Annotated in this window: 25 protein-coding genes and 1 riboswitch; of the genes, 15 read left to right on the forward strand and 10 right to left on the reverse strand. The window is 71.5% G+C overall.

Going from position 1 to position 24,253, the window contains the following annotated elements; genetic code table 11:
* Positions 1–2: 2 nt before the first annotated feature.
* Positions 3–875 (reverse strand): MHYT domain-containing protein, encoded by an 873-nt coding sequence (locus LDL49_RS37345; RefSeq protein ID WP_225298548.1) that lies wholly within the window; start codon positions 873–875, stop codon positions 3–5.
* Between the two features lie 62 nt (positions 876–937).
* The gene (locus LDL49_RS37350; RefSeq protein ID WP_225298550.1) at positions 938–1,984 is read right to left on the reverse strand and encodes an MHYT domain-containing protein; all 1,047 of its coding nucleotides are present in this window, start codon (positions 1,982–1,984) and stop codon (positions 938–940) included.
* Between the two features lie 113 nt (positions 1,985–2,097).
* Here LDL49_RS37350 and macS point away from each other — a divergent pair, with 113 nt between their 5' ends.
* The 3 genes from macS (at position 2,098) to thiI (ending at position 5,287) form a co-directional block, all read left to right on the forward strand.
* Positions 2,098–3,201: a MacS family sensor histidine kinase gene (macS, locus tag LDL49_RS37355; RefSeq protein WP_225298552.1), complete on the forward strand. Its 1,104-nt coding sequence runs from the start codon at positions 2,098–2,100 to the stop codon at positions 3,199–3,201.
* Positions 3,202–3,390: 189 nt separating this feature from the next.
* Complete coding sequence (locus LDL49_RS37360; RefSeq protein WP_225298554.1) at positions 3,391–4,032, forward strand: response regulator; 642 nt, start codon at positions 3,391–3,393, stop codon at positions 4,030–4,032.
* Positions 4,033–4,090: 58 nt separating this feature from the next.
* On the forward strand, positions 4,091–5,287 hold the full coding sequence (gene thiI, locus LDL49_RS37365; RefSeq protein ID WP_225298556.1) for a tRNA uracil 4-sulfurtransferase ThiI: 1,197 nt from the start codon (positions 4,091–4,093) through the stop codon (positions 5,285–5,287).
* 81 nt (positions 5,288–5,368) lie between these two features.
* Here thiI and LDL49_RS37370 read toward each other — a convergent pair whose 3' ends face one another.
* Positions 5,369–5,659 (reverse strand): YiaA/YiaB family inner membrane protein, encoded by a 291-nt coding sequence (locus tag LDL49_RS37370; protein ID WP_225298558.1) that lies wholly within the window; start codon positions 5,657–5,659, stop codon positions 5,369–5,371.
* A gap of 112 nt (positions 5,660–5,771) precedes the next feature.
* Entirely contained in the window at positions 5,772–6,803 is a 1,032-nt protein-coding gene (gene aroF / locus LDL49_RS37375; RefSeq protein WP_225298561.1) for a 3-deoxy-7-phosphoheptulonate synthase, read from the reverse strand.
* Positions 6,804–7,060: 257 nt separating this feature from the next.
* Here aroF and LDL49_RS37380 point away from each other — a divergent pair, with 257 nt between their 5' ends.
* The 3 genes from LDL49_RS37380 to LDL49_RS37390 all read left to right on the forward strand — a co-directional run bounded on the left by LDL49_RS37380 (position 7,061) and on the right by LDL49_RS37390 (position 9,681).
* Positions 7,061–7,657 (forward strand): sulfite oxidase-like oxidoreductase, encoded by a 597-nt coding sequence (locus LDL49_RS37380; RefSeq protein WP_225298563.1) that lies wholly within the window; start codon positions 7,061–7,063, stop codon positions 7,655–7,657.
* A gap of 44 nt (positions 7,658–7,701) precedes the next feature.
* Positions 7,702–8,874 (forward strand): sensor histidine kinase, encoded by a 1,173-nt coding sequence (locus LDL49_RS37385; RefSeq protein ID WP_225298565.1) that lies wholly within the window; start codon positions 7,702–7,704, stop codon positions 8,872–8,874.
* Between the two features lie 66 nt (positions 8,875–8,940).
* A complete protein-coding gene (locus LDL49_RS37390; RefSeq protein ID WP_225298567.1) occupies positions 8,941–9,681 on the forward strand; it encodes a LytR/AlgR family response regulator transcription factor in 741 nt (246 codons plus the stop codon).
* 613 nt (positions 9,682–10,294) lie between these two features.
* Here the strand turns inward: LDL49_RS37390 and LDL49_RS37395 are convergent.
* Complete coding sequence (locus tag LDL49_RS37395) at positions 10,295–11,137, reverse strand: deoxyribonuclease IV (RefSeq protein ID WP_225298569.1); 843 nt, start codon at positions 11,135–11,137, stop codon at positions 10,295–10,297.
* A 155-nt stretch (positions 11,138–11,292) separates the two neighbouring features.
* Here LDL49_RS37395 and uraD point away from each other — a divergent pair, with 155 nt between their 5' ends.
* Genes uraD through LDL49_RS37425 form a run of 6 tightly spaced genes read left to right on the forward strand, consistent with a single transcriptional unit; the run spans position 11,293 to position 15,697 of the window.
* Positions 11,293–11,778: a 2-oxo-4-hydroxy-4-carboxy-5-ureidoimidazoline decarboxylase gene (gene uraD, locus LDL49_RS37400; protein ID WP_225298572.1), complete on the forward strand. Its 486-nt coding sequence runs from the start codon at positions 11,293–11,295 to the stop codon at positions 11,776–11,778.
* Positions 11,775–12,077: a hydroxyisourate hydrolase gene (gene uraH / locus LDL49_RS37405; RefSeq protein WP_225298715.1), complete on the forward strand. Its 303-nt coding sequence runs from the start codon at positions 11,775–11,777 to the stop codon at positions 12,075–12,077. Before uraD ends, uraH begins: the two co-directional genes overlap by 4 nt.
* Before the next feature lie 3 nt (positions 12,078–12,080).
* Positions 12,081–12,953, forward strand: coding sequence for a factor-independent urate hydroxylase (gene pucL / locus LDL49_RS37410; protein WP_225298574.1), 873 nt, complete (start codon positions 12,081–12,083; stop codon positions 12,951–12,953).
* A 4-nt stretch (positions 12,954–12,957) separates the two neighbouring features.
* Positions 12,958–13,818, forward strand: coding sequence for an FAD binding domain-containing protein (locus LDL49_RS37415; protein ID WP_225298576.1), 861 nt, complete (start codon positions 12,958–12,960; stop codon positions 13,816–13,818).
* Complete coding sequence (locus LDL49_RS37420; RefSeq protein ID WP_225298578.1) at positions 13,818–14,291, forward strand: (2Fe-2S)-binding protein; 474 nt, start codon at positions 13,818–13,820, stop codon at positions 14,289–14,291. The genes LDL49_RS37415 and LDL49_RS37420 overlap by 1 nt, the downstream gene beginning before the upstream one ends.
* Positions 14,288–15,697 carry an 8-oxoguanine deaminase gene (locus tag LDL49_RS37425; protein WP_225298580.1) on the forward strand — a complete coding sequence of 470 codons (1,410 nt, stop codon included), beginning with the start codon at positions 14,288–14,290 and terminating at the stop codon, positions 15,695–15,697. The genes LDL49_RS37420 and LDL49_RS37425 overlap by 4 nt, the downstream gene beginning before the upstream one ends.
* Positions 15,698–15,778: 81 nt before the next feature.
* On the opposite strand, the gene LDL49_RS37430 is transcribed toward LDL49_RS37425, so the two are convergent.
* Complete coding sequence (locus tag LDL49_RS37430) at positions 15,779–15,976, reverse strand: hypothetical protein (RefSeq protein ID WP_225298582.1); 198 nt, start codon at positions 15,974–15,976, stop codon at positions 15,779–15,781.
* Positions 15,977–15,992: 16 nt separating this feature from the next.
* Between LDL49_RS37430 and LDL49_RS37435 the strand changes: the two genes are divergently transcribed.
* From LDL49_RS37435 to alc, 3 genes are all read left to right on the forward strand, one after another.
* Positions 15,993–17,132 carry a glycerate kinase gene (locus tag LDL49_RS37435; protein WP_225298584.1) on the forward strand — a complete coding sequence of 380 codons (1,140 nt, stop codon included), beginning with the start codon at positions 15,993–15,995 and terminating at the stop codon, positions 17,130–17,132.
* A gap of 121 nt (positions 17,133–17,253) precedes the next feature.
* Entirely contained in the window at positions 17,254–18,564 is a 1,311-nt protein-coding gene (gene allB / locus LDL49_RS37440) for an allantoinase AllB (protein ID WP_225298586.1), read from the forward strand.
* Complete coding sequence (gene alc, locus LDL49_RS37445) at positions 18,565–19,509, forward strand: allantoicase (protein ID WP_225298588.1); 945 nt, start codon at positions 18,565–18,567, stop codon at positions 19,507–19,509.
* Between the two features lie 22 nt (positions 19,510–19,531).
* Here alc and pknB read toward each other — a convergent pair whose 3' ends face one another.
* The 4 genes from pknB to LDL49_RS58670 form a co-directional block, all read right to left on the reverse strand.
* Positions 19,532–21,463 (reverse strand): Stk1 family PASTA domain-containing Ser/Thr kinase, encoded by a 1,932-nt coding sequence (gene pknB, locus LDL49_RS37450; RefSeq protein ID WP_225298590.1) that lies wholly within the window; start codon positions 21,461–21,463, stop codon positions 19,532–19,534.
* A gap of 240 nt (positions 21,464–21,703) precedes the next feature.
* Positions 21,704–22,459 (reverse strand): thiazole synthase, encoded by a 756-nt coding sequence (locus LDL49_RS37455; protein ID WP_225298592.1) that lies wholly within the window; start codon positions 22,457–22,459, stop codon positions 21,704–21,706.
* Positions 22,452–22,652 (reverse strand): sulfur carrier protein ThiS, encoded by a 201-nt coding sequence (gene thiS / locus LDL49_RS37460; RefSeq protein ID WP_225298594.1) that lies wholly within the window; start codon positions 22,650–22,652, stop codon positions 22,452–22,454. Before thiS ends, LDL49_RS37455 begins: the two co-directional genes overlap by 8 nt.
* Positions 22,649–24,142 (reverse strand): FAD-dependent oxidoreductase, encoded by a 1,494-nt coding sequence (locus LDL49_RS58670; protein WP_225298595.1) that lies wholly within the window; start codon positions 24,140–24,142, stop codon positions 22,649–22,651. The genes thiS and LDL49_RS58670 overlap by 4 nt, the downstream gene beginning before the upstream one ends.
* A riboswitch (TPP riboswitch) is annotated at positions 24,132–24,248 on the reverse strand. (Overlaps the previous gene by 11 nt.)
* Between the last annotated feature and the right edge of the window lie 5 nt (positions 24,249–24,253).

The raw sequence follows: 24,253 nt of genomic DNA on the forward strand, positions 1-24,253 counted from the left end.
GCTCAAGAGCGGGGCGTGCCGAAGAGATCCACATCCGGCGCGCCCCCGTTTTGTGCCGTCCGGGCCCCACCCTGTGGCTGCGGCCCTTGGGGCTTCACCGGCAAGGGGCGTCCCTCCAGCCGGGCGCGGAACTCCGCCTCCCGGTGCAGCTCCTTCTCCGAGGGCGAGAGCATGACGGTGAGCAGCAGCCCCATGGTGATCACGCTGAGCCCCACGATCAGCGGCAGCAGGAAGTCGATGGCCTTCGCGCCGGTGACCGGCCCCGCCAGGTCGTGCGCGTGCACCGACATCCCGTACATCCCCGTGTAGTGCATGCCGGTCACCGCGACACCCATGACCAGCGCCGCGCCGCCGATCTTGAGCGCGCCGCGGACCCGCAGGGTGAACCAGAGCGCGACGGTGGCCGCGGCGATCGCGATGAGCACCGACAGTGCCACGAACAGCGGGTCGTAGGTGACGTCCCCCGCCATGTTCATCGCGGACATGCCCAGGTAGTGCATGCCGGCCACGCCGATGCCCGTCAGGACGCCGCCGCCGATCAGGTACGGGGCGCGCTCGCCGCCGCGCCAGACCACGAACAGCCCGGCGCCGACCACCACGACCGCGAGCACCGCGGAGGCCGCGGTGAGCGGCATGTCATAGCGGATCACCGTCCCCTGCACCGAGAAACCCAGCATGGCGATGAAGTGCATCGTCCAGATGCCGGTGCCGCCGATGGCCACCGCCGCGCCCGCCAGCCAGTAGCGGGCCTCCCTGGCGCTGACCAGCCGGGCCCGCGAGGTCAGCAGCAGGCCGAGCATGGACCCGATGCTGGACATGCCGTAGGCGACGAGGAGAGTCAGGGGCCCATAGGAGAAGTGGTCAATCGGCGACATACGCACACACGTCCCTTAGAGGTGAATAAGGGAGTATGAGCAGGGCTCAGGGGATTTTGCAACTACCTCCGTCTCATTTTGGAACGTGGCGAGTCTTGCTGGAACCCCTGCTGCTGCGGGGATGTAGGCGCGCCCAAGATCGATTGCGGCTCGGGGACGGGGGCGCCGAAGATCGGTTGTGGCTCGGGGACGGGGGCGCCGAAGACCGGTTGCGGCCGAGCCGATTGCGGCTGGACGGGCCGTTGCTGGACGGGCCGCTGCTGGACCGGCTGCTGCGGGGCGGGCCGCGGGTGAAGGGGAGTGGGGGCGGGGTAGGGCTGCGGCTCTTGGCCGGCGCGCCGGCGCTGCTCCAGCCGGGCGACCAGCTCGGCGTCCTCGGACAGCTCCTCCTCCGACGGCGACAGGATGACCATGAGCAGCATGGTCAGCGTGATCAGGCTGATCACGGTCATGAGCGGCACGAGGAAGTCGAGGGCGTCGGCGCCCGGCACGGCGCTGGGCTCGGCGTCAACTGTGACCAGCATCGCGTACATGCCGGTGTAGTGCATGCCCGAGACGGCCACGCCCATGACCAGCGCCGCGCCGGCGATCCAGATGGGGCGCTTGACCCGCATCGTGAACCACAGGGCCACGGTCGCGGCGATCACGGCGATCGCGACGGAGGCGGCCACCACTCTGCGGTCATAGGAGACGTGCGCGGACATGTTCATCGCGTACATGCCGAGGTAGTGCATGCTGGCCACGCCCAGGCCGGTCAGCAGGCCGCCGCCGAGGAGGGCGAGCAGCCGGCCGCCGCCGTACGAGACCAGGAAAAGCCCGGTGCCGACGACCACGATGGCCACGACGGCGGAGGCGACCGTCAGCGGCACGTCGTACTTGATCTGGGTGCCCTCGACCTCGAAGCCCATCATGCCGATGAAGTGCATGACCCAGATGCCGGTGCCGCCGATGGAGATGGCCGCCCCGATGAGCCACCGAATCCGCGAGGCGCCTCGCGAGGCATGCGCCTGAGCGGTCAGCCGCAGTCCGAGCATCGACCCTATGCACGACATCACGTATGCCAGGAGCGGCGTGAGCGGGCCGTGGGTGAAATGGTTAACAGCGGACATTCAGTCAGTTTCCTTGCATTAGGGGTTACCGGATTGTGCCAGCTGGCCTGTCCGATTCACATAGATATCTCGACTATCTGTCAACCTGTAATGTCGGAACGTGAGAAGGGCTCATGGGTATCGAGAGGCCGTTCTGGCGCGCGATCGCGGTCTTCCGCGTCGCCTCGCTGCTGTACGCGGCGGTGTTGATGGCGCAGCACCGTGGCTACGCGGAGCCGCTCACGGGGTGGCTGGTGATCGGCGTCATGGCGCTGTGGACGGCCGCGGCGATCTTCGCGTACTCCGTCGAGGCGCTGCGCCGGTGGCCGCTGCTCGTGCTCGATCTCCTGGTGGCCGTGGCCTGCCTGCTCGCTTCGCCGTACGCGCAGGGCGCGCAGCAGCCCGGCGAGGACACCATGCCGGTCCCGGCCACCTGGATCGCGGGCCCGGTGCTGGCCTGGGCGGTGCACGGCGGCCGGCGGCTCGGCACGGTGGCCGCGGCCGTCGTGGCGGCGGCGGACTTATGGCTGCGGATCCACGGCCCCGACGCGCCCGTCCTGATCAACGGGGCGGTGCTGCTGTTCATGACGGGTGTGGTGGTCGGCCACGTGGCGCGGCTGGCCAAGCGGGCCGAGGAGCGCATGCAACGGGCCGTCGAGATGGAGGCGGCGCAGCGCGAACGCGATCGGCTGGCGCGGGACGTCCACGACTCGGTCCTCCAGGTCCTGGCGCTGGCCCGGCGCCGCGGCCAGGAGCTGGGCGGGGAGGCGGCGGAGCTGGGCCGGCTCGCCGGGCAGCAGGAATCGGCCCTGCGCTCGCTGTTCATCCGGCCCGCGTCCCCGCTGCCCGCCGGGGTGGCGGATCTGCGGGCGCTGCTCATGCGGTACGGCTCTGACTACGTGACGATCTCGACCCCGGCGACGCCCCTGGCACTGCCGGGGGCGGTGGCGGAGCAGACGGCGGCGGCCGTGGGGGCGGCTCTGGACAACGTCCGGGCGCACTGCGGGGCGGCGGCGCGGGCGTGGGTGTTCGCCGAGTCGGGGGAGGGCACGGTGACGGTCAGCGTCCGCGACGAGGGGCCGGGGATTCCGGCCGGCCGGTTGGAGGAGGCGGCCGCGGCCGGGCGGTTGGGCGTCTCCCAGTCCATTCGCGGGCGCGTGGAGGGTCTGGGCGGGCGAGTCTCGATCACCAGCGTCCCGGGAGAGGGGACGGAGATCGAGCTGACGGTGCCTGCCTAGGGCGGGGACCACCGATGGTTCGTCACGCGACCGTCTCGGTCTCTGTGACGGTCTGTGGTGGCTCGGGTCCCTTGGGAGGGATGCCCCTGCGAGGGAAGAGGCGGGCGGTCCGTCGTGGCAGGGGGCCATGGGGGGACGTCGGGGGAGTGGGAGGAGACGGGCCGTCGTCGCGACCTTAGAGTGGCGGCCATGGTGCGGGTGATGGTGGTGGATGACCATCCGATGTGGCGCGACGGGGTTGCCAGGGATCTGGCCGAGGCGGGCTACGAGGTGGTCGCCGCCGTGGGCGAGGGGCGTCAGGCGCTCCGGGTGGCCGGGGCGGTCCTGCCCGAGGTGGTGGTGCTCGATCTGCGGCTGCCCGACATGTCGGGGGCGGAGGTGGCCGAAGGGCTGGCCGGGATGTCGGTGCCGCCGAGAGTGCTGGTGCTGTCGGCCAGTGCCGAGCAGGACGACGTGCTGGATGCCGTCAAGGCAGGCGCTTCCGGATATCTGGTGAAGTCGGCGAGCCGGGAGGAGTTCCTCGAAGCCGTACGGCGGACCGCGGACGGTGACGCGGTGTTCACGCCCGGTCTGGCCGGGCTCGTGCTGGGGGAGTACCGGCGGCTCGCCGCCCAGCCTGCGCCGGCCGAGGGACCCCGGCTGACCGAGCGGGAGACCGAGGTGCTGCGGCTGGTCGCCAAGGGCCTGTCCTACCGGCAGATCGCCGACCGGCTCGTGCTCTCGCACCGGACCGTACAGAACCACGTTCAGAACACGCTCCAGAAGCTTCAGCTCCACAACCGGGTAGAACTGGTGCGATATGCGATCGAGCAGGGGCTCGACGCGGACTAAACTCGGTGGGTCGAGGCGTTGGCCTCGGAGCGTCCCCATCACTCCCGGAGGTTCTGCCATGTCGATGTCCGCCCTGGGCGAGCCATGCGTTCTGCTCAAGCTGGGCGAGATCGTCCTCAAAGGTAAGAACCGCGACATTTTCGAACGCCGTCTGGTCGACAACATCCGCGAAGCCGTCAAGGAGCTCGGCCTCAAGCTCGACGTGCGCAAGCGGCACGGCGTCATCGCGATCTTCCTGCCCGACGGCGCCACGGCCGAGCAGTCGGAGACCGTGGCCAAGCGGGTCGCCGACGTGCCCGGCCTGGTCTGGATCCACTCCGCCTGGCGGGTCGCCAAGGACCCCGACTCCGTGCTCAAGGCGAGCCTGGAGCTGGTGGCCGAGCGCGAGGAGGTCAAGCGCGGAGCCACGTTCGCGGTGCGCTCCCGCCGTCGCGACAAGCGCTTCCCGCTGCGCTCCAACGAGCTCGACCGGCTCGTCGGCGGCGCCATCAACGACGAGTACGGCCTGCCCGTCAACCTGAAGAACCCGGAGCTGACCGTCTCCATCGAGGTCGACAAGGACGAGGTGTTCGTCTTCACCGGTGGCATCCCCGGCCAGGGCGGCCTGCCGGTCGGCAGCAGCGGCCGGGCACTGGTGCTCATGTCGGGCGGCATCGACTCGCCGGTGGCCGCCTACCGGATGATGCGCCGGGGTCTGCACGTCGACTTCCTGCACTTCTCGGGCATCCCATTCACCACGTCCGAGTCGATCTACAAGGCGTACGCGCTGGTCAGGAAGCTTGACCGGTTCCAGGGCCGGTCGCGGCTGTGGGTGGTGCCGTTCGGCAAGGCCCAGCAGTCGATCCGCACGTCCGGCCAGGACCGGCTCGCGGTGATCGCCCAGCGCCGGCTCATGCTCAAGACGGCCGAGGAGGTCGCGCACCGCATCCGCGCCGCCGCGCTGATCACCGGTGACGCCCTCGGCCAGGTCTCGTCCCAGACGCTGACCAACATCACGGCCCAGGACCACGCCGTCGAGCTGCCGATCCTGCGCCCGCTGGTGGGCTGGGACAAGACGGAGATCATGGCCGAGGCCCGGCGCATCGGCACGCTGGAGATCTCCGAGCTGCCCGACGAGGACTGCTGCACGCTGCTGGCCCCCAAGCGGGCCGAGACGCGCGCGAAGATCGAGGATCTCAAGCAGATCGAGAAGCGGCTGGACGCCGAGGAGCTGGCCGTCCAGCTGGCCGACTCGATCCAGGAGTACAAGCTCTGAGCCTGAGCTGAGGCCGGGCCGCCCGTGGGGGACCATTCCGTTGGGCGGCCCGGTCTCAGGCCGGTGAGAGCGCCGGCCGCGTCAGGACGCGTCCACCCTGAACGGGTCGTGCTCGGCGAGCAGCTTGTCCAGGCGGGCCTGGTCGACGCGGGTGCTGACGCCCGACAGCTCCTGACGGTCGCGTACGACCTTGCTGAGCGTGATGGTCGAGGTGATGACGTACAGGACGCCCAAGGCGAGGAAGGCCCTGATCCACCCGGAGGCCGGGAGGTAGACCAGGGCGAGCACCACGGACGACACGGAGACGCCGAACGACAGCATGGCCTGGACATAGTAGGCGGTGGTCTGAGTGGGTTGGATGGGCTTCGTCATGCCGACCATCGTCCTGCTGGGCGACATGTCGGCACATGGGGTGACGTACTCAAGTTACTGATGAGTACGGCCGACCTGGCGCGTGCTGCCGGCCGTACTCATCCCAGGCGGATCAGACCGTCAGCGCGGCGGCCGCCGTCTTGCCGAGCAGCGGCGGGAAGTCCCGCATGACCTGGGCCAGCTCGCCCAGATCGGTGTCGACCAGCGCCTGCGGCCCGTCGACGATCGCCTGCTCGGGATGCGGGTGCACGTCGATGATGACCCCGTCGGCGCCCACGGCGATCGCCGCCCGCGTCAGCGGCAGCACCAGGTCGCGCTGACCGCCCGAGTGCGACGGGTCGACGATCACCGGCAGGTGCGACAGCCGCTGCGCCACCGGCACCGCCGAGACGTCGAGGGTGTTGCGCGTGGCGGTCTCGAACGTCCTGATACCGCGCTCGCACAGCACGATGTCGAGGTTGCCGCGCTGCGCGATGTACTCGGCGGCCATCAGCCACTCCTCGATCGTCGAGCTCATGCCGCGCTTGAGCATGACCGGCCGGCCCGCCGCGCCGACCGCCTGCAGCAGCGCGAAGTTCTGCGCGTTGCGGGTGCCGACCTGCAGCATGTCCGCGTACGAGGCGACCAGGGCGACGTCCTGCGCGTCGACCACCTCGGTGACGATCGGCAACCCGGTCTCCTCGCGCACCTCGGCGAGGATGCGCAGGCCCTGCTCGCCCAGCCCTTGGAAGGCGTACGGCGAGGTGCGGGGCTTGAAGGCGCCCCCGCGCAGCAGGGTCGCGCCCGCCGCCATGGCCATCCTGGCCGCCTCCAGCGTCTGCTGGGGCGTCTCCACCGCGCACGGCCCCGCGATCAGCGTCACGGTGCCGGGGCCGATCGGCACGCCGCCCACGTGGACCGTGGAGCGTTCGGGATGGTTCTCCCTGCTCACCAGCTTGTAGGGGGTGCTCACCCGCATCACCTCGCGCACCCCCGGCATGCCGCGCAGGCTCGCCTCGTCGAGCTGGGTCACATCGCCCACCAGCCCGACGATCGTGCGCCGTACACCCCTGCTCACGAACGCCTCTACCCCGGCCGCCTGGACGACCGCGACGATCGACGCGATGTCATCCCCGGTTGCCTCCTGGCCCATCACGATCACCATCTGCTGCTCCTTCGATCAAGCGCGGAAATAGCCCTGGAAACGCCGAAAGGCCCCGGGTCCATGTGGACCCGGGGCCTTTCGTTCGCCTGTCTGCTAGCGCAGCGTCAGGTGGCGAACGGACTCGGGTCCGTCGCCATACCAAAACACGAACGCTTTACGCATAGTCGCCATCGTAGCGCACCGCACCCGCGCGCGAGGCAGGCAAGGGCCGATGGCAGGATGGCCCAAGACCACGGAAACCGGCGAGGGGAGTGTACGTGGAGGAATCGCGGCTGCCTCCGGGCCAGTACGTCCCGCGCGGCCGGCCGGTGATCCACTACGGCAGGGTGCCGCAGTTCCGGCCCGAAAGCTGGGACTTCCGCGTCTTCGGAGCCACCGCCTCCGGCGAGGAGCACCGCTTCACCTGGCCGGAGTTCGAGAGCCTGCCCCGCACCGGCGTCATCGCGGATTTCCACTGCGTCACCAAGTTCTCGATCATGGGCAACGAGTGGCGGGGGGTCAGCCCGGCGACGATCGTCGCGGCGGCCCCGCCCGATCCGGGCGTGCGGCACGTGATGATCTGGGCCGAGTACGGCTACAGCGCCAATCTCCGGATGTCCGACTTCACCGCCCCGGACACGCTGTTCGCCATGGAGCTGGACGACAAGCCGATCAGCGCCGACCGGGGCTTCCCCGTACGCGCCGTCGTGCCCCACCTGTACGCGTGGAAGAGCGTCAAATGGGTGCGGGCCATCGAGTATCTCCTCGAAGATCGCCGAGGCTTCTGGGAGGAACGCGGCTACCACAACGTGGCCGATCCCTGGCGCGAGCAACGCTACTCCTACCAGGAAGAACCCGGCGAGGGCCCTCCGTAGGGTTTCCGCCCGAACACGGTCCGTTGTTGGCTACGGTTGCCCGCATGTCGACCACCGCGTGCGTGGTGCTGTCCTGCCTGACCTTCGTCCTCGGCTACGCCGTCGCCCTGGTGTCGCGGGGACATCGGGAGCCGCGCGAGCCGTCCGATCCGGCCGGGCCGCCCCCGGGTGACTGGAAGGACGAGGCGACGTACACGGCGCTGCACATCGCGGCGCTGGCGGCCCCCTCGCTGCGCGCCGGGCTGAACCGCGACTCGGCCCGCAAGGCCGTACGCCATCTGCACGCCCTGCTCGGCACCTACGCCGTCGCGATCACCTCGACCGAGGCGGCGCTGGCCTGGGACGGCCCGTGCACCGACGAGGTGCTCACCTACGCCCGCACCGCGCTGGCGTCCGGGCGGCCGCAGGTGTTCGCCGGGGAGCCGTACGGCGCGGTCGTGGTGCCGCTGCTGGTCGACGGCAAGCTCGTCGGCACGCTGGCGGCCTTCGACCAGGAGGTGAGCGCGGCGCTGGTGCGTACCGTCACCGAGGTCGGCCGGTGGGTGTCGGGCCAACTGGAGCTGGCCGAGCTCGACACCTCGCGGCGGCGCGCGCTGGAGGCGGAGATGCGCGCCCTGCGGGCGCAGATCTCGCCGCACTTCATCTACAACGCGCTGACCACGATCGCCTCCTTCGTCCGCACCGACCCGGCGCGGGCCCGGGAGCTGCTGCTGGACTTCGCCGACTTCGCCCGGTACGCGCTGCGCCGGGCGCACGACTTCACCACCCTGGCCGACGAGCTGACCTGCGTGGACCGCTACCTGCTGCTGGAGCGGGCGCGCTTCGGCGACCGGCTGCGCTTCAGCGTGCAGGTGGCGCCGGAGGTGCTGCCGGTGCCCGTGCCGTTCCTGTGCCTGCAACCGCTGGTGGAGAACGCGATCAAGCACGGCATGGGCAGCCGCGGCGGCGTCGGCCAGGTGCGCGTGGTGGCCCGCGACGCCGGGCCGGAGGCGCACATCACGGTGGAGGACGACGGCACCGGCATGGACCCGGAGCACGTCAGGCGGGTGCTCGACGACGACCCGAGGCGCGAGGGCAACGGCATCGGCCTGGCCAACGTGGACGTGCGGATGCGCCAGATCTACGGAGACGGCTACGGGCTGGTGGTGGAGACGGCGCTGGGGTCGGGCACCACCGTGCGGCTCCGGGTGCCCAAGACGCGCCTCAGCTCTCTGTAGTCAATTATTCGCGCTGCGTGCGCAAGTGGCTTGTGACCTCAGCGTTATTAAGGCAGCGTGGTGGTCATGCTGCGTGTGCTGGCCGTCGACGATGAGCTGCCCGCTTTGGAAGAACTGGCCTACTTGCTCCGCAAGGACGCCAGGATTGAGCGGGTCACGACCGCGAGCGACGGCGTCGCGGCCCTGCAGGGGATGGTCCAGATGATCGGGACCGGCGAGCGGCTCGACGGGGTGTTCCTCGACATCCGGATGCCCGGCATCGACGGGCTCGACCTGGCCAAGCTCGTCGGCGGCTTCCCCAGCCCGCCCAGGCTGGTGTTCGTCACGGCGCACGAGGACTGCGCGGTGCGGGCGTTCGAGCTGGAGGCCGTCGACTACCTGCTGAAACCGGTCCGGGCCGAGCGGCTGGCCGAGGCGGTGCGCCGGCTGGAGGTGGCCGTGGCGCCGGTCGCCGAGCCGGCCCTCGACGACGTGATCCCGGTTGAGCTGAGCGGGATCACCAGGTTCGTCCCGCAGCAGGCGGTCTGGTACGCCGAGGCGAAGGGCGACTATGTGCGCCTGCACACGGTCGACGGCAGCTACCTCGTACGCATGTCCCTGGCGGCGCTGGAGCGGCGCTGGGCCGACGCCGGGTTCATCCGGGTGCACCGCAGCACCCTCGTCTCCGCCAGGCACGTGAGCGAGCTCAGGTTCGAGGGCGGCAGGGTGATGCTGACCGTCGGCACCCAGACGCTCCAGGTGAGCAGGCGGCACAGCCGCCAGGTGCGCGAGCAGCTGGTCCGCCAGCATCGCGGCGCCATCTCCTGACCCCGCCGCGGCGTCGTCTCCTGACCCGCCGCGGTGCCATCTTCTGGCCCGTTGCGCCGCCCGTTTCCCGGGCGGGGTGGGCGTGAATGCGGGGAGTGTGAACGGCCCCCCGCGCGGTGCGCCGCGCCGGGCGTTTTCTCCGTGATGGTGGCGAGTTCCCTGGTCACACCGGGTCGGGTGTCTCCCGGGCGGCCGCACGGCCGTTGTGTTGGAGATCGCGCGGGCGCGGAAGCGACCGTTCGTCGTGCCGGAGTCACCGTTCGTCGCACGCGTACGCTCCGTATGGCGATGACTACAGACCGTTCGACGAGCTGTCCGTAAACGGGGGTTCGCCCGCAAGATCGCGACCGTAGTGTTTGCGCATCGGAAGCCACCCGGCGCATCGGGGGGGACGGGCCGAAAGGCTCGCTGATTAGTCTGATGCGTCGGATCCTCCGGTGACCGCGCAGGTCACCACGGCTGTCGGGCCCTCTACCGGGGGGCAGGGCCCGCCTGCCGAGCACGTGTGGGACGCCCGCTGTGGCCGCGGAATGGACCGCGATCCGGCCTTACGGGGGTGGCCGGATCGCGAGAGCGGGCGTCCCGACACGTGCACCAAGGCCCCACGGGGCGGTTACGGCTCGTCGCGGAGCCTCTTGAGGGTGGCGATGTCCTCGCGGTGCTTGTCGGCCTTCCCCGGCGTCTCGATGCAGATCGGGACGCCCGCCACGGCCGGGTGCCGCATGAGCTCGGCGAACGGCTGGGCGCCGATGTGCCCCGCGCCGATGTTCTCGTGGCGGTCCTTCTTCGAGCCGCACAAATCCTTGGAGTCGTTGGCGTGGATCAGCTTCAGCCGCCCCGGCGCGATCGCGTGCAGCGCGTCGAACGTCTCCTTGACCCCGCTCGCCGCGACCAGGTCGTGCCCGGCCGAGAAGGCGTGGCAGGTGTCGAGGCAGATGTTGGCCCGCGGGTGCCAGTCGAGCGCCGCCAGGTAGGGCTCCAGATCCTGCACCGTGGCGCAGAGCATCGCCCCCTGGCCCGCCATCGGCTCCAGCAGCAGGTCGGGGCCGCCCTCGGGGATCTCGTCGAGCAGCGGCAGCAGGTGCTCGCGCAGCTGGCGCAGCGCGTCGTCGCGCGGCTGCGTCACCGCCGAGCCCGTGTGCACCACGACTCCCTTGGCGCCGACCTCGGCGCCGCGGCGGAGCGTGTAGCGGACGAGCGCGATGGTGCCGGCCACCGTCTCGGGGTTGGGCGAGCCGAAGTTGGCCAGGTAGGGGACGTGCACGAAGGTGTCGACACCCGACGCGGCCAGCGCGGCGTCCTCTTCGGGCTTGCCCGGTGTGAGGGCCCAGGCGCGCGGGTTGGTGACGAACACCTGGATCATCTCGGCGCCGATCTCGGCCATGTACGCGAGACCGCCCGTCGCCAGGCCGCCCGCGACGGAGACGTGCCCGCCGATGAGAGAGGTTGGGGTCATGATGCCTATCAGTTTAGGCGGGTGGCGGAGCGGGCCGGCCGGGCGGGATATCCGCCGAACTTGGAGCATGACACGAAAAGTCCTAGCCAACCGCTGGACCACTTGAGAGTTCTTGCGGATGGACCGGGCACCACGCGGGTGTGTGTACTGCTGCTATGCCCAACACGCTCACCGGTCTGGCCGGGTTCAACGCCCGGGAGGACGCCGAGGCGGCGCTGCTCGCCTGCTGCGCCTCCCGCGCCTTCGCCAGGTCCGTCGCCGCCCGGCGCCCCTACAGTGACCCGGACCGGCTCGCCGCCGCCGCCGACGCGGCCGTGCGCGGCCTGGCCTGGCCCGACGTCCTCGAAGCGCTCAGCGCTCACCCCAGGATCGGGGAGCGCGCCGAGAGCGCCTGGTCCAGGCAGGAGCAGTCGGGCGTCCAGGACGACACGCGCGCCGAGCTGGCCGAGGGCAACCGGTCGTACGAGGACCGTTTCGGCCACGTCTACCTGATCTGCGCCACCGGCCTGACGGGCGCCGAGATGCTGGCCAGGCTGCGCGAACGCCTGCTCCACGACGAGGAGACCGAACGCGCCACCGTCCGCGACGAGCTGGCCAAGATCACCAGACTGCGCCTGGTCAAGCTGCTGGAGGGGTCCTGATGAGCTTCTCCACGCACGTCCTGAACGCCGTCACCGGCCGCCCCGCCGCGGGAGTGGCCGTACGGCTGGAGCACGAGGGCGAGGTCGTGGCCGATGGCCGCACCGACGAAGACGGCCGGATCAAGGGCTGGCACCCCGGCGCCGGCGTCCACCGGGTGGTCTTCGACACCGGCGCGTACCTGCCCGAGACGTTCTACCCCGAGGTCGTCATCACCTTCACCGTGACGGACCCGGCCGCGCACTATCACGTGCCGCTGCTGCTCAGCCCGTTCGCCTACTCCACCTATCGAGGGAGCTAGAACGTGCCCGACGTCATCCTGGGTCCCAACCGCTACGGCAAGGCGGAGACCAGGCTCGTCCGCGTCGTCCGGGAGGGCGGCGTCCACCACCTGAAGGACCTGAGCGTCAGCTCCTCCCTCTCCGGCGACATGGCGGCCGTCCACCTGACCGGTGACAACGCCACCGTGCTGCCGACCGACTCGCAGAAGAACACCGTCTACGCCTTCGCCAAGAAGCACGGCGTCGACCAGATCGAGGACTTCGCGCTGCTGCTGGCCAGGCATTTCGTCGAGTCGCAGCCGCCGATCCACCACGCCAGGGTGGAGATCGAGGAGTACGCCTGGGAGCGGATCGGCGGCGACCGGCCGCACTCGTTCGCGCGCAAGGGCGGCGAGGTGCGCACCTGCGTCGTCCACCACGACCGCGACGGCCGCACGACCGTGGTCTCCGGCCTGAAGGACCTGGTCGTGCTCAACTCGACGGGCTCGGAGTTCCACGGCTACATCCAGGACGAGTACACCACGCTGCCACCGGCCACCGACCGCGTCCTCGCCACCGCCGTGGCCGCCCGGTGGCGCCACGCCGCCGAAGGGTCCGCGTACGGCAAGTCGTACGAGGAGGTACGGCGATGCCTGCTGGAGGCGTTCGCCGACACGCACAGCCTGTCGCTGCAGCAGACGCTGTACGCGATGGGAAAACGGGTACTGGACACCCGTGGCGAGGTCTGCGAGATCAGGTTCGCGATGCCGAACAAGCACCACTTCCTGGTGGACCTCTCGCCGTTCGGCCTGGACAACGACAACGAGGTCTACTTCGCGGCCGACCGCCCCTATGGCCTGATCGAGGGCGGCGTGCTGCGCGAGGACGCCCCTGACGCCGCATTCGCCTGGGAGTAGAGCGATGGAATTCCTGCGCCCCACGACATGGGACGAGGCGCTGGCCGCCAAGGCGGACCGGCCCGGGGCCATGCCCATCCAGGGCGGCACCGACGTGATGGTCGAGATCAACTTCGACGTACGACGGCCGGAGGCGCTGCTGGACCTGACCCGCGTGCCCGAGCTGCGTACCTGGTCCCTGGAGGACGGCCGCTACCGGGTGGGGGCCGCCGTGTCGTACACCACGATCATCGAGGAGCTCAGCGGCCCGCTGCCGGGACTGGCGCAGGCGTCGCGGACGGTCGGCTCGCCGCAGATCCGCAACCGCGGCTCGGTCGGCGGCAACCTCGGCGCGGCCTCGCCCGCCGGAGACAGCCACCCGCCGCTGCTCGCCGCCGGGGCGGTGATCGAGGTGGAGTCACGCGACGGCGGCGTCAGGATGATCCCCGCGCACGAGTTCTACCTGGGCGTCAAGCGATCCGCGCTGCGGCCGGACGAGCTGATCAGGGCCGTCCACCTCGAAGCCGCCACCGGCCCCCAATACTTCTCCAAGGTCGGCACCCGCAACGCCATGGTCATCGCGGTGTGCTCCTTCGCGGTCGCGCTGCATCCGGGGGAGAGGCGGGTCGGCACCGGCCTAGGCTCGGCCGCGCCCACGCCGCGCAGGGCGCTGGAGGCGGAGGAGTTCCTGCGCCGCGAGCTCGACTGGAGCGCCCGGCTCGACCCCGCCGTGCTGAAGCGGTTCGGCGAGCTGTGCGCCCGGGCCGCCTCGCCGATCGACGACGTGCGCGGCACCGCCGACTACCGCAGGCACGCCATCGGCGTGATGGCCCGCCGCACACTGACCTGGGCCTGGAACGACTACCGAGGAAGGAGGGCCGCCTGATGCGCGTCACCTTCACCGTCAACGGCCGCGAGGAGTGCGCCGACGACGTGTGGGAGGGCGAGAGCCTCCTGTACGTGCTGCGCGAGCGGGTCGGCCTGCCCGGCTCCAAGAACGCCTGCGAGCAGGGCGAATGCGGATCGTGCACGGTCTATCTCGACGGTACGCCGGTCTGCGCCTGCCTCGTCGCCGCCGGGCAGGCCGAGGGCCGCCAGGTGCGTACCGTCGAGGGCCTGGCCGAGGGAGACCGGCTAGACCCCGTGCAGGAGGCGTTCGTCGAGAGCGGCGCGGTGCAGTGCGGCTTCTGCACGCCCGGCCTGATCGTGCAGACGCACGACCTGCTGGAGCGCGTGGACCGGCCGTCCGACGCGGAGATCCGCGAGGCCCTCGCGGGCAACCTGTGCCGCTGCACCGGGTACGAGAAGATCTTGGACGCGGTACGGCTGGCGGCCGAGCGAAAGGCGGCGACCAGGTGACCTCTCCCACGCGGCCCGGCTCTGTGCAGATCGACAACGTCTACATCGCGCCTGTTGCCGGACCGGAAATCGAGTCCGGATATATCCGTATCGAGGGTGATCTGATCACCGGCCTCGGCCCCATGACCGAGGCGCCCGCCACCCCACCGGCCGGCCGGATCGACGGCACCGGCTGCCTGGCCACGCCCGGCCTGGTCAACACCCACCACCACCTCTACCAGTGGGCCTCGCAGGGCCTCGCCCAGGACGCGACGCTGTTCGAGTGGCTGGTGGCCCTCTACCCCGTGTGGGCCGCCATGGACGCCGAGGTCGTCAGGGGCGCGGCCGGCGCGGGGCTCGGCCACCTGGCCCTGTCCGGCTGCACCACCTCCAGCGACCACCACTACGTCTTCCCCAAGGGCCGCGGCGACCTGCTCGCCGCCGAGATCGAGGCGGCGCGCGAGCTGGGCATCCGCTTCCACCCGGCCCGCGGCTCCATGGACAGGGGCCAGTCGCAGGGCGGTCTGCCCCCGGAGGTCGTCGTCGAGCGGCTCGACGAGATCCTCGCCGCCACCGCCGAGGCCGTCGACGTCCACCACGACCCGTCGTTCTCCTCGAAGCTGCGGATCGCGGTGGCGCCCTGCTCGCCGTTCTCGGTGAGCGGTGAGCTGATGACCGAGGCCGCCGCCCTCGCCAGGGACCGGGGAGTGCGCCTGCACACCCACCTGGCCGAGACGCTGGACGAGGAGGAGCACTGCCGCGCGCAGTTCGGCATGCGGCCCGTCGAGTACATGGACAAGCTCGGCTGGCTCGGCCCCGACGTGTGGTTCGCCCACGCGGTGCACCTCAGCGACGCCGACATCGGCAAGCTCGCCGCCACCGGCACCGGCTCCGCGCACTGCCCCTCCTCGAACGGCCGGCTCGGCGCCGGAATCGCCCGGGTGTCGGAGATGCTGCGCCGCGGCGCGAACGTCGGCCTCGGCGTGGACGGCAGCGCCTCCTCGGAGCTGACCACGCTGTCCGGCGAGATGCGGCAGGCACTGCTGTTCCAGCGGGCCGTGTACGGTCCCGGCGCGCTGACCGCCCGGCAGGCGCTCGAACTCGCCACCCTCGGCGGAGCCCGCAACCTCGGCCGTGCGGACGAGCTGGGCACGCTCGAGGCGGGCAAGCTCGCGGACATCGCGCTGTGGCGGGTGGACGAGCCGTTCGCCTCGGCGGTGACCGACCCGGTCTGCCGCCTGGTCTTCGCCACCCGCCAGCCGCCGCTGGCCCGGCTGCTGGTCGGCGGCGAGACGGTCGTCGAGGACGACGAGCTCAGAACCGTCGCCCATGACGCCGCCGGCCGCGCGGGCGCCGAGGCCCACCGCCGCCTGACCCGGCTTGCTGAGAAGCACGGCATCACCGCCACCAAGGAGATCCACCGGTAACCACGCCCGCGCGGGCTCCCCGCCGTCCGGCCGAGCCCTGTGTGCCGGGTTCTGTCGTGAATCGCGCGGTGGGCGCGTGCCTCAGGCGTCGTCGCGCTTGCGTTCGCGGTAGGCGCGGACCTTGGCGATGCTGCCGCAGCCGCGTCCGTCCGGGCCGCCCGCGGCTGATCTGGACGACCCGGTCGGCGGCGCCGGACGCCAGTTCGAGCCGCCGCATGCCGGGATGTGATGATGAATCGTCGCGTCTCCCCGGAGGCGGGGCCGTTCGCCGTTCGTCATCGTGTGGGAGTTCGTAGTGGTTGAGCATGTGCTCGTTGCCCCCGACAAGTTCAAGGGGTCGCTGACCGCCGCCGAGGTGGCGGCCCATGTGTCGGCGGGGCTGGGCGTACCGGCGATAGAGCTGCCCGTCGCCGATGGGGGAGACGGCACCGTGGACGCGGTCGTGGCCTGTGGGTTCACCCGCGTCTCCCGCCAGGTCACCGGGCCCACGGGCGAGCCCGTCCAGGCTTCGTACGCGCGGCGCGGGGACACGGCCGTCGTCGAGCTCGCCGAGGCGTCCGGCCTGCGCCGTCTCCCCGGCGGGCTCGAGCCGCTCACCGCCACGAGCTACGGCACCGGCGAGCTCGTCGCCGACGCGATCCGCCAGGGCGCCAAGCGCATCGTGCTGGGCCTGGGCGGCAGCGCCTGCACCGACGGGGGCGCCGGCATGGCGCAGGCGCTCGGCGCTCGCTTCCTCGACGCTCAGGGCGACGAGCTCGAGTACGGCGGAGCCGCCCTGAGCAGGCTCGACCGCATCGACATCACCGGTTTCACGGATATGTCGGGCATCGAGGTGGTGGTGGCCAGCGACGTCGACAACCCGCTCCTCGGCCCGCACGGCGCCGCGGCCATCTACGGCCCGCAGAAGGGCGCGACCCTGGAGGACGTGCCGGTCCTGGACCGGGCGCTCGCCCGCCTCGCCGCCGTCGCCACCCGCACGCACGGTCTCGCGGGCGCCGTCGAGCACGACGACGTACCCCGCCCGATGGGCGTCGCCGGGGCTCCGGGCGCGGGGGCCGCGGGTGGCGTGGGGTTCGCCGCGCTGGCGTTCCTGCACGCCGAGGTGCAGCCGGGCATCGACTACCTTCTCGACCTGCTCGGGTTCGGTGAGCAGGTCAAGGGCGCCCGCCTGGTGATCACCGGTGAGGGCTCGCTGGACGAGCAGTCGTTGCGCGGCAAGGCCCCTGTCGGCGTCGCTCAGGCGGCCGCCAGGGCCGGCGTGCCGGTGGTCGCCGTCTGTGGCCGCCGTACCCTCTCCGACGCCGAGCTCCGGGCGGCGGGCATCGAGGCCGCCTACGCTCTCACCGACCTGGAGCCCGACCCGGCCCGCTGCATGGCCGACGCCGCCGCGCTCCTCGAACGCCTGGCCGCCAAGCTCGCCGCCGACCGCCTATGACCAGACGTACGGGGCCGGCCTCTGGCTGGACGTACGAGCTCGGCCTTTGACTGGACATACGGGCCTCGTCCGCCTTCGGACCGGACATATGGCATCGGGTTGTGGCGAGGAAGGAGTGGACATGACCGGCTATGACCTCGTGGTCCGATCGCGCAGGACCATCACCCCCGACGGCGAGCGGGCCGCCTCGGTGGCCGTCCGCGACGGCCGGATCGCCGCGGTGGGCGCGTACGGTGACGCCATCGAGGCGGCCGAGGACATCGACCTGCGCGATCTCGCGCTGCTGCCCGGCCTGGTCGACACCCACGTGCACGTCAACGAGCCGGGCCGCACCCACTGGGAGGGGTTCGCCTCGGCCACCAGGGCGGCCGCCGCGGGCGGGGTCACCACGATCGTGGACATGCCGCTCAACTCGCTCCCGCCCACCGTCACCGTGGACGCGCTCGACGCCAAGCTGCGTGCCGCCGCCGGGCAGTGCCACGTGGACGTCGGCTTCTGGGGCGGTGCGATCCCCGGCAACATCAAGGACCTGCGCCCGCTGCACGACCGCGGGGTCTACGGCTTCAAGTGCTTCCTGTCGCCGTCAGGCGTGGAGGAGTTCCCGCCGCTCAGCCCTTCGGAGGTACGCCCGGCGCTCACGGAGCTCGCCGGGTTCGACGGCCTCATGGTCGTACACGCCGAGGACCCGGCGCTGCTCGCCGAGCCGGCAGGTCCGACATACCGCGAGTTCGTGGACTCCCGGCCGGGGGCGGCCGAGCGCAGCGCGGTCGAGCAGGTGATCCGGCTGGCCAGGGAGACCGGCGCCCGGGTGCACATCCTGCACGTCTCCAGCGCCGACTGCCTGGAGCCGCTGGCCGCCGCCCAGGCCGAGGGGCTACGCGTCACCGCCGAGACCTGTCCCCACTACCTGACCCTGGCCGCCGAACAGGTGCCCGAGGGCGAGACCGCCTACAAGTGCTGCCCGCCGATCCGCTCCGCCGCCAACCGCGACCGGCTCTGGGACGGGCTGGCGAGCGGCGTGCTGAGCTGCGTCGTCTCCGACCACTCGCCCGCACCGGCCGACCTCAAGGTGCCCTCGTTCGCGGCGGCGTGGGGCGGCATCGCCTCGCTCCAGCTCGGCCTGTCCGCCGTGTGGACCGAGGCGTCGCGTCGCGGTCACGGGCTGGCCGACGTGGTGCGCTGGATGTCCACCCAACCAGCAGCAATAGCCCATATTTCCGGAAAAGGCGCGATAAAGGTGGGCAACGACGCTGATCTCGTGGCTTTCGATGCCGTTGCCGTCAACCCGGTCGACGCGGCCCGGCTCCACCACAAGAACCCGGTGACGCCCTACCACGGCCACCTTCTCAAGGGTGCCGTCCTTACCACCTGGCTCCGCGGCCGGCCCACTGACGGCGTACCGCACGGAGCCTTCCTGATGGGAGAGCAGTAGATGCCCGGCTTCACCGCCCTGCCCGACCTCGCGCTGCGTACCCTCGGCGGTTCGGTGGTCGCCGCCAGCGACGAGTCCTTCGCCGAGAAGGAGAGCCTGATCAGGCCGGGACGGCCCGGTTTCCAGGCGGAGACGTTCGGCAGCAAGGGTCAGGTCTACGACGGCTGGGAGACCCGGCGCCGGCGCGAGCCCGGCCACGACTGGGCGATCGTCCGGCTCGGCCTGCCGGGCGTCGTCCGCGGTGTGGTGATCGACACGGCCTGGTTCAAGGGCAACTACCCGCCGCACGCCTCGGTCGAGGCCGCGGCCGTGGACGGCTACCCGTCGCCCGCCGAGCTCGCCGACGCCGACTGGGTGGAGATCGTGCCGAGGAGCGACCTCAAGGGGGACGCCGAGCACGCTTTCGAGGTGACCGACGACTCCCGTTACACGCACGTACGGCTGAACATGTATCCCGACGGCGGGATCGCCCGGTTGCGCGTGCACGGCGAGGTCCGGCCGGATCTGTCCCTCTACGAGGGGCTCAGCCTCGACCTGGCCGCCCTGGCGAACGGGGGGCGGGTCACCGCCTGCTCCAACGAGTTCTACTCGGCGCCCGACAACGTCCTGGCCCCCGGGCTGGCCCGCCACCAGGCGGAGGGCTGGGAGACCGCGCGGCGGCGGGAGGCCGGCAACGAGTGGCTGGTCATCCGGCTCGCCGCGCGCGGCGTCATCCGGCTGGCCGAGATCGACACCACGAACCTGCTGTTCAACGCGCCCGGATGGGTGTCACTGACCGGGTACGACGGTGACCGTGAGGTCGAGCTGCTGGCCAGGACGCGGCTGCAGCCCGACACCCCGCACCGGTTCCGCCTGGAGCACGCCGAGCCGGTCACGCGGGTGCGCGTCGACATCTATCCCGACGGGGGGCTGGCAAGGGTCCGGCTGCACGGCAACCTCGCCTGACAGCCGTCGCCCGGCCGTCGGGTCACTGCCAGAGGACCACCACCGCGCCGGGCGGCCGCTCGCTGTTGCCCGCCGGGCGCTGGAACCGTACGACTCCATCGCCCGAGAGCTTGCGGATCTGCACCCTGAAGCCGAGACCCTGTAACTCGTTCCTGGCGTCGCCGGTGTTCTTGCCCACCACCGACGGGACGAGCTGGAACTCCTGGTCGTCACGCGCCTCGTTGTCCTGATTGTCGCCGCGGAACCAGTCCCAGAAGTCGGTCTGGCACCGGGACACCGTGATCATGGCCTGCGCGCCCTTGTCGACCTCGGCCTTGGCCTTGGGCGCCTGCGCGATCACCGTGCACGGCTCGGCCTTGTCGTCGACCTCGTTGACCTGCACCTGGAAGCCCTGGGTGCCGAGGTAGTTGGCCGCCTCGTCCTTGGGCATGCCGCCGACGTCGGGCATCACGAGCCCCGCGCTGACGTAGAGGTTGACCTTCGAGTTCTCCTTGACCTTCTCGCCCACGTCGGGCGAGGTGCGGATCACCTTGCCGCGCTCGATCTCCTGGTTGGCCTGCCGGGCGACGCGGTTGACGTCGAGCCCGGCCTTGCCGATCGCGGTGCGGGCCTCGGGCTCGGACATGCCCTCGACGTTGGGCACCAGCACCCGCTTCGGACCCAGCGAGGGCACCAGCGTGAGGGCCGCGCCCCGCTCGACCTCGACGTTGCGCCCCGGGTCGGTGCGCAGCACGAGACCCTCGGCGACCTTCTCGTCGTGCTCGCCGGGGGCCGTCTTCACCTGGAAGCCCTGGGCGGCGGCGGTCCTCTGGGCGACCTTCAGGTCCTGGCCGACCAGCTCGGGCACCGGGACGTACGTGGTCTGCGAGAAGTACCAGCCCGTCAGCGCCACCGCCACCACCATGACCACGGCGAGCGCGACCAGGAACCAGTTGGGCTTGAAACCGGCGCGCCGCGCGGGCATCTCCTCGCGCGGCTGGATCAACGTGTGGTTGGCCGCCACCTGCGTCATCGCGTGCGGCGCGGGGGCGGGTCTGGCGCCTGGCATCGAGTACGGCATGGAGCGCGCCCCGGACGCCCCCGAGTGCGTGGGTGGCGTGGTCGTACGGGGCAGCATGCGGTGCGCGTCCACGGCGGCCACCAGCATCGCGGTCGCGTCGGCGGGACGGTCGTCGGGGGCGCGGGCCGTGGCGTGCGTCACCAGCGTGTCGATCAGCGGCGGCACCTCCGGCACCACGGAGGACGGCGGCGGCACGGTGTCGTGGACGTGGCGGTAGGCCACCGACATCGGCGTCTCGCCGTCGTAGGGCTGCTCACCGGTCACCAGCTCGAACAGCATGATGCCCGCCGCGTAGACGTCGCTGCGCACGTCGGCGCCGCCGGTCATGACCTGCTCGGGCGACATGTAGCCGATCGTGCCGATCATCACGCCGGTGCGGGTCTGGTTGGTCGCCTCGATCGCGCGGGCCAGGCCGAAGTCCACCACCTTGACCCGGCCGTCGTCGGTGAGCAGGACGTTCTCGGGCTTGACGTCGCGGTGCACCATGCCGGCCTGATGGGCCGCGCCCAAGGCCGCGAGCACCGGTATCATGATCTCCAGCGCCTCGCGGGCGGGCAGCCTGCCCCGGTCGCGCAGGGTGTCGCGGAGCGTCCTGCCGGGGACGTACTCCATCGACAGATAGACCACGTCACCGTCGGTGCCCTGGTCGAAGACGTGCACCACGTTGGGGTGCGAGAGGCTGGCCACGGACTTGGCCTCGCCGATGAACCGCCGCACGAACGCCGGGTCCTCGGCGAGCGAGCGATGCATGACCTTCAGCGCGACCGTGCGGTCAAGCCGGACGTCGAGCGCCAGGTAGACGGTCGCCATACCGCCCCGCGCGATCCGGGACTCGATGCGATAACGCCCATCGAGCAGCCGTCCGACGAGAGGGTCCGCTGTCGTCGTGTCCACCCCGCTGAGTTTACGGGCGTTTTGCCACTGGCAAGGCCTGACCATCCGAAACCGATGCCGAGCCGTGCTCCTTGGAACGCGCCTATCTGGAACATAACCGGACATTTCCTGTCCCCCGCCCCGCGGCCCCCACCGCGCGCGGTGGGCTTGGCCACGGACCGTCTTCGGGGAGGAAGCTTCCGCGTGGCGGTGGTGCCTACGGACCCGTCCGCAGAGGGAGCCTCGGCGCGGTGGCTGTGGCTACGGGCCCGTCGGGGAGGAGGCCTCCGCGTAGCGGCGGCGGGGGATGCGGCCCGCCTGGTGGGCGAGCCGGCCCGCCTGGACGGCCGCTCTCATGGCCGTCGCCATCATCTCCGGCCGCTGCGCCCTGGTCACGGCCGTGGCCAGGAGTACGGCGTCGCAGCCCAGCTCCATCGCCAGGGCGGCGTCACTGGCCGTACCGATGCCCGCGTCGAGGATCACCGGCACCGAGGCCGCCTCCACGATGAGCTCGATGTTGTGCGGGTTGCGGATGCCGAGACCCGAGCCGATCGGCGCGCCGAGCGGCATCACCGCGGCACACCCGGCCAGCTCCAGGCGACGCGCCAGCGCCGGGTCGTCCCCGATGTACGGCAGCACCACGAACCCGTCGGCCACCAGCCGTTCGGCCGCGTCGAACGTCTCGATCGGGTCCGGCAGCAGCGTCCGCTCGTCGGCGATGACCTCGAGTTTGACCCAGTTCGTGCCGAGGGCCTCCCTGGCCAGCCGGGCGGTCAGCACGGCGTCGCCCGCCGTGAAGCAGCCGGCCGTGTTGGGCAGGACCTTGATGCCGCGTTCGCGCAGCACGTCGAGCACCGAGCCGGGCGCGCCGGGGTCGAGCCGTCGCATGGCGACGGTCGTCAGCTCGGTGCCGGACGCGACCAGCGCCTGGTCGAGCACCTCCAGCGACGGCGCGCCGCCGGTGCCCATGATGAGCCGGGAGGAGAACTTCTCTCCGGCTATGAGCAGATCATCCACCTTGCACCGCCGTCAGCACTTCCATCCGGTCGCTGTCGCCGAGCGCCGTGGTCTCCCAGGCGCTCCGCGTCACCACCTCGTCGTTCACGGCCACGGCCACGCCGGTCGTCGCCGTGGTGAGCGTGAGTACGGCCTGCGCCACAGTGGTGCCGTCGGGCACCTCGTGCGGGGCCCCATTGATGGTCACATTCATGAAATATCCCGATACCTCAGCGGCGAGCACAGCTCCGCGAGCTCGCTCTCCTCGCCCAGCAAGATGGCCGCCGTGAGCGGCGCCAGCAACACCCCGCCCCGGTGATGCCCGGTGGCCAGCACCAGCCCCGGCGTGCCGCTGGGCCCGATGAGCGGGACGTTGTCCGGAGTGCCCGGCCGCAGCCCCGCCACCACGTCGGCGATCTCCAGCTCGGTGACGCCCGGCACCAGCTCGTGGGCGTCCCGCAGCAGCTCGTACAGTCCGCCCGCCGTCACCCTCGTGTCGAACCCCAGCTCCTCCTGCGTCGCCCCGACCACCAGCTCACCGTCACCCCTCGGCACGAGGTACACGGACTTCCCGTGCACCGTCCCGCGTACGCACCTGCCGAGCAGCGGCTGGGGGGAGCGCAGCCGCATGATCTGCCCCTTGACCGGCCGCACCGGGACATCGGCCAGCCCGGCACTCCACGCCCCGGCCGCCAGCACGACCCGCTCGCCCCGGATCTCGGCGGGAATGTCCGCAAGCGGGGGGCCCTGGTCCGGAGCGGTCGTCCGGTCCTGGGTGATTGTCCCGTCCTGGGTGATTGTCCGGTCCGGGGTGACTGTCCGGTCCGGGGTGACTGTCTGAGGGACGGTTGTCCCGTCCGGGGTGGGTGTTTGGTCTGGGGTGGCTGTCTGGTTCGGGACGGCTGTCCCGTCCGGGGTGGGCGTCCGGTTCGGGGTGGGCGTCCGGTCCGAGGGTGCGAGGCGTACGCCCACGACCTGGTCGCCTTGGTCGCCGCCCCGGAGCAGTTCGCTGACGCGAGCCCGGATGATCGGGACGCCCAGCCGGTCGAGTGCGGTCAGGAGCGCGGCGGTGACGCGGCGCGGGTCCACCCAGGCGTCTCCCCGGGCCAGCAGCCCACCGCGTACGGAGGGTGCCAGCATGGGCTCCAGCCGGCGGCACTCGCGCCCGGTCAGCCGCTCGACCGGCAGCCCCAGCTTCTCCATGAACGCGGCCAGCTCACCGAGCGCCGCCAGATCGTCGGCCCCGAACGCCACGGCCAGCGTCCCGTCGACCCGGAAGTCCAGCCCGGCCCGCGCGGCCTCGCTGAGCCCGCTCACGACCGCTGCGGACGCCCCGGCCTCATCAAGGCGGTTGGCGGGTTCCGGACCGGCATCGAGGCCGACATCGGAGGCGGCAGGTCCCGTACCGGCATCGAGGCCGCCCCCGCCAAGGCGGTTGGCGGCGGGTCTCGTACCGGCATCGAGGCCGGCGTCAGCGGCGAGTTCGGTGGCGAAGGACGGCCAGCGGCGCAGTGCGGCGAGGCCCAGCCGGAGCAGCGGCTCCTCCGTGTACGTGACCTCGCTCACCGGCGCCAGCATGCCCGCCGCCGCGTGCGAGGCCCCAGAGGCCGGAGCGGGGTCGACCACGGTGACCGGCCGTCCCGAGCGGGACAGGCGCCAGGCGATGGACAGCCCGACGATCCCGCCGCCTACGACGATGTCCACGTCCGCTCCCTTCGCCGGCATGATCCGGATCAGGTGTCTTGCGGTCGAAGGCCCGGTGCAGCCTTCCTCTCAGCCCGGTAACGGCCGGACTCCCGCGCGTCTTACGTCTCC

The organism is Nonomuraea aurantiaca, from assembly GCF_020215705.1.
GTDB classification, from domain to species: Bacteria; Actinomycetota; Actinomycetes; order Streptosporangiales; family Streptosporangiaceae; genus Nonomuraea; species Nonomuraea aurantiaca.

Coding starts and splice junctions, on each gene's coding strand:
- LDL49_RS37345 (WP_225298548.1), bottom strand. CDS start 875: ATGTCGCCGATTGACCACTTCTCCTATGGGCCCCTGACTCTCCTCGTC.
- LDL49_RS37350 (WP_225298550.1), bottom strand. CDS start 1,984: ATGTCCGCTGTTAACCATTTCACCCACGGCCCGCTCACGCCGCTCCTG.
- macS (WP_225298552.1), top strand. CDS start 2,098: ATGGGTATCGAGAGGCCGTTCTGGCGCGCGATCGCGGTCTTCCGCGTC.
- LDL49_RS37360 (WP_225298554.1), top strand. CDS start 3,391: ATGGTGCGGGTGATGGTGGTGGATGACCATCCGATGTGGCGCGACGGG.
- thiI (WP_225298556.1), top strand. CDS start 4,091: ATGTCGATGTCCGCCCTGGGCGAGCCATGCGTTCTGCTCAAGCTGGGC.
- LDL49_RS37370 (WP_225298558.1), bottom strand. CDS start 5,659: ATGACGAAGCCCATCCAACCCACTCAGACCACCGCCTACTATGTCCAG.
- aroF (WP_225298561.1), bottom strand. CDS start 6,803: ATGGTGATCGTGATGGGCCAGGAGGCAACCGGGGATGACATCGCGTCG.
- LDL49_RS37385 (WP_225298565.1), top strand. CDS start 7,702: ATGTCGACCACCGCGTGCGTGGTGCTGTCCTGCCTGACCTTCGTCCTC.
- LDL49_RS37390 (WP_225298567.1), top strand. CDS start 8,941: ATGCTGCGTGTGCTGGCCGTCGACGATGAGCTGCCCGCTTTGGAAGAA.
- LDL49_RS37395 (WP_225298569.1), bottom strand. CDS start 11,137: ATGACCCCAACCTCTCTCATCGGCGGGCACGTCTCCGTCGCGGGCGGC.
- uraD (WP_225298572.1), top strand. CDS start 11,293: ATGCCCAACACGCTCACCGGTCTGGCCGGGTTCAACGCCCGGGAGGAC.
- LDL49_RS37415 (WP_225298576.1), top strand. CDS start 12,958: ATGGAATTCCTGCGCCCCACGACATGGGACGAGGCGCTGGCCGCCAAG.
- LDL49_RS37420 (WP_225298578.1), top strand. CDS start 13,818: ATGCGCGTCACCTTCACCGTCAACGGCCGCGAGGAGTGCGCCGACGAC.
- LDL49_RS37430 (WP_225298582.1), bottom strand. CDS start 15,976: ATGACGAACGGCGAACGGCCCCGCCTCCGGGGAGACGCGACGATTCAT.
- allB (WP_225298586.1), top strand. CDS start 17,254: ATGACCGGCTATGACCTCGTGGTCCGATCGCGCAGGACCATCACCCCC.
- alc (WP_225298588.1), top strand. CDS start 18,565: ATGCCCGGCTTCACCGCCCTGCCCGACCTCGCGCTGCGTACCCTCGGC.
- thiS (WP_225298594.1), bottom strand. CDS start 22,652: ATGAATGTGACCATCAATGGGGCCCCGCACGAGGTGCCCGACGGCACC.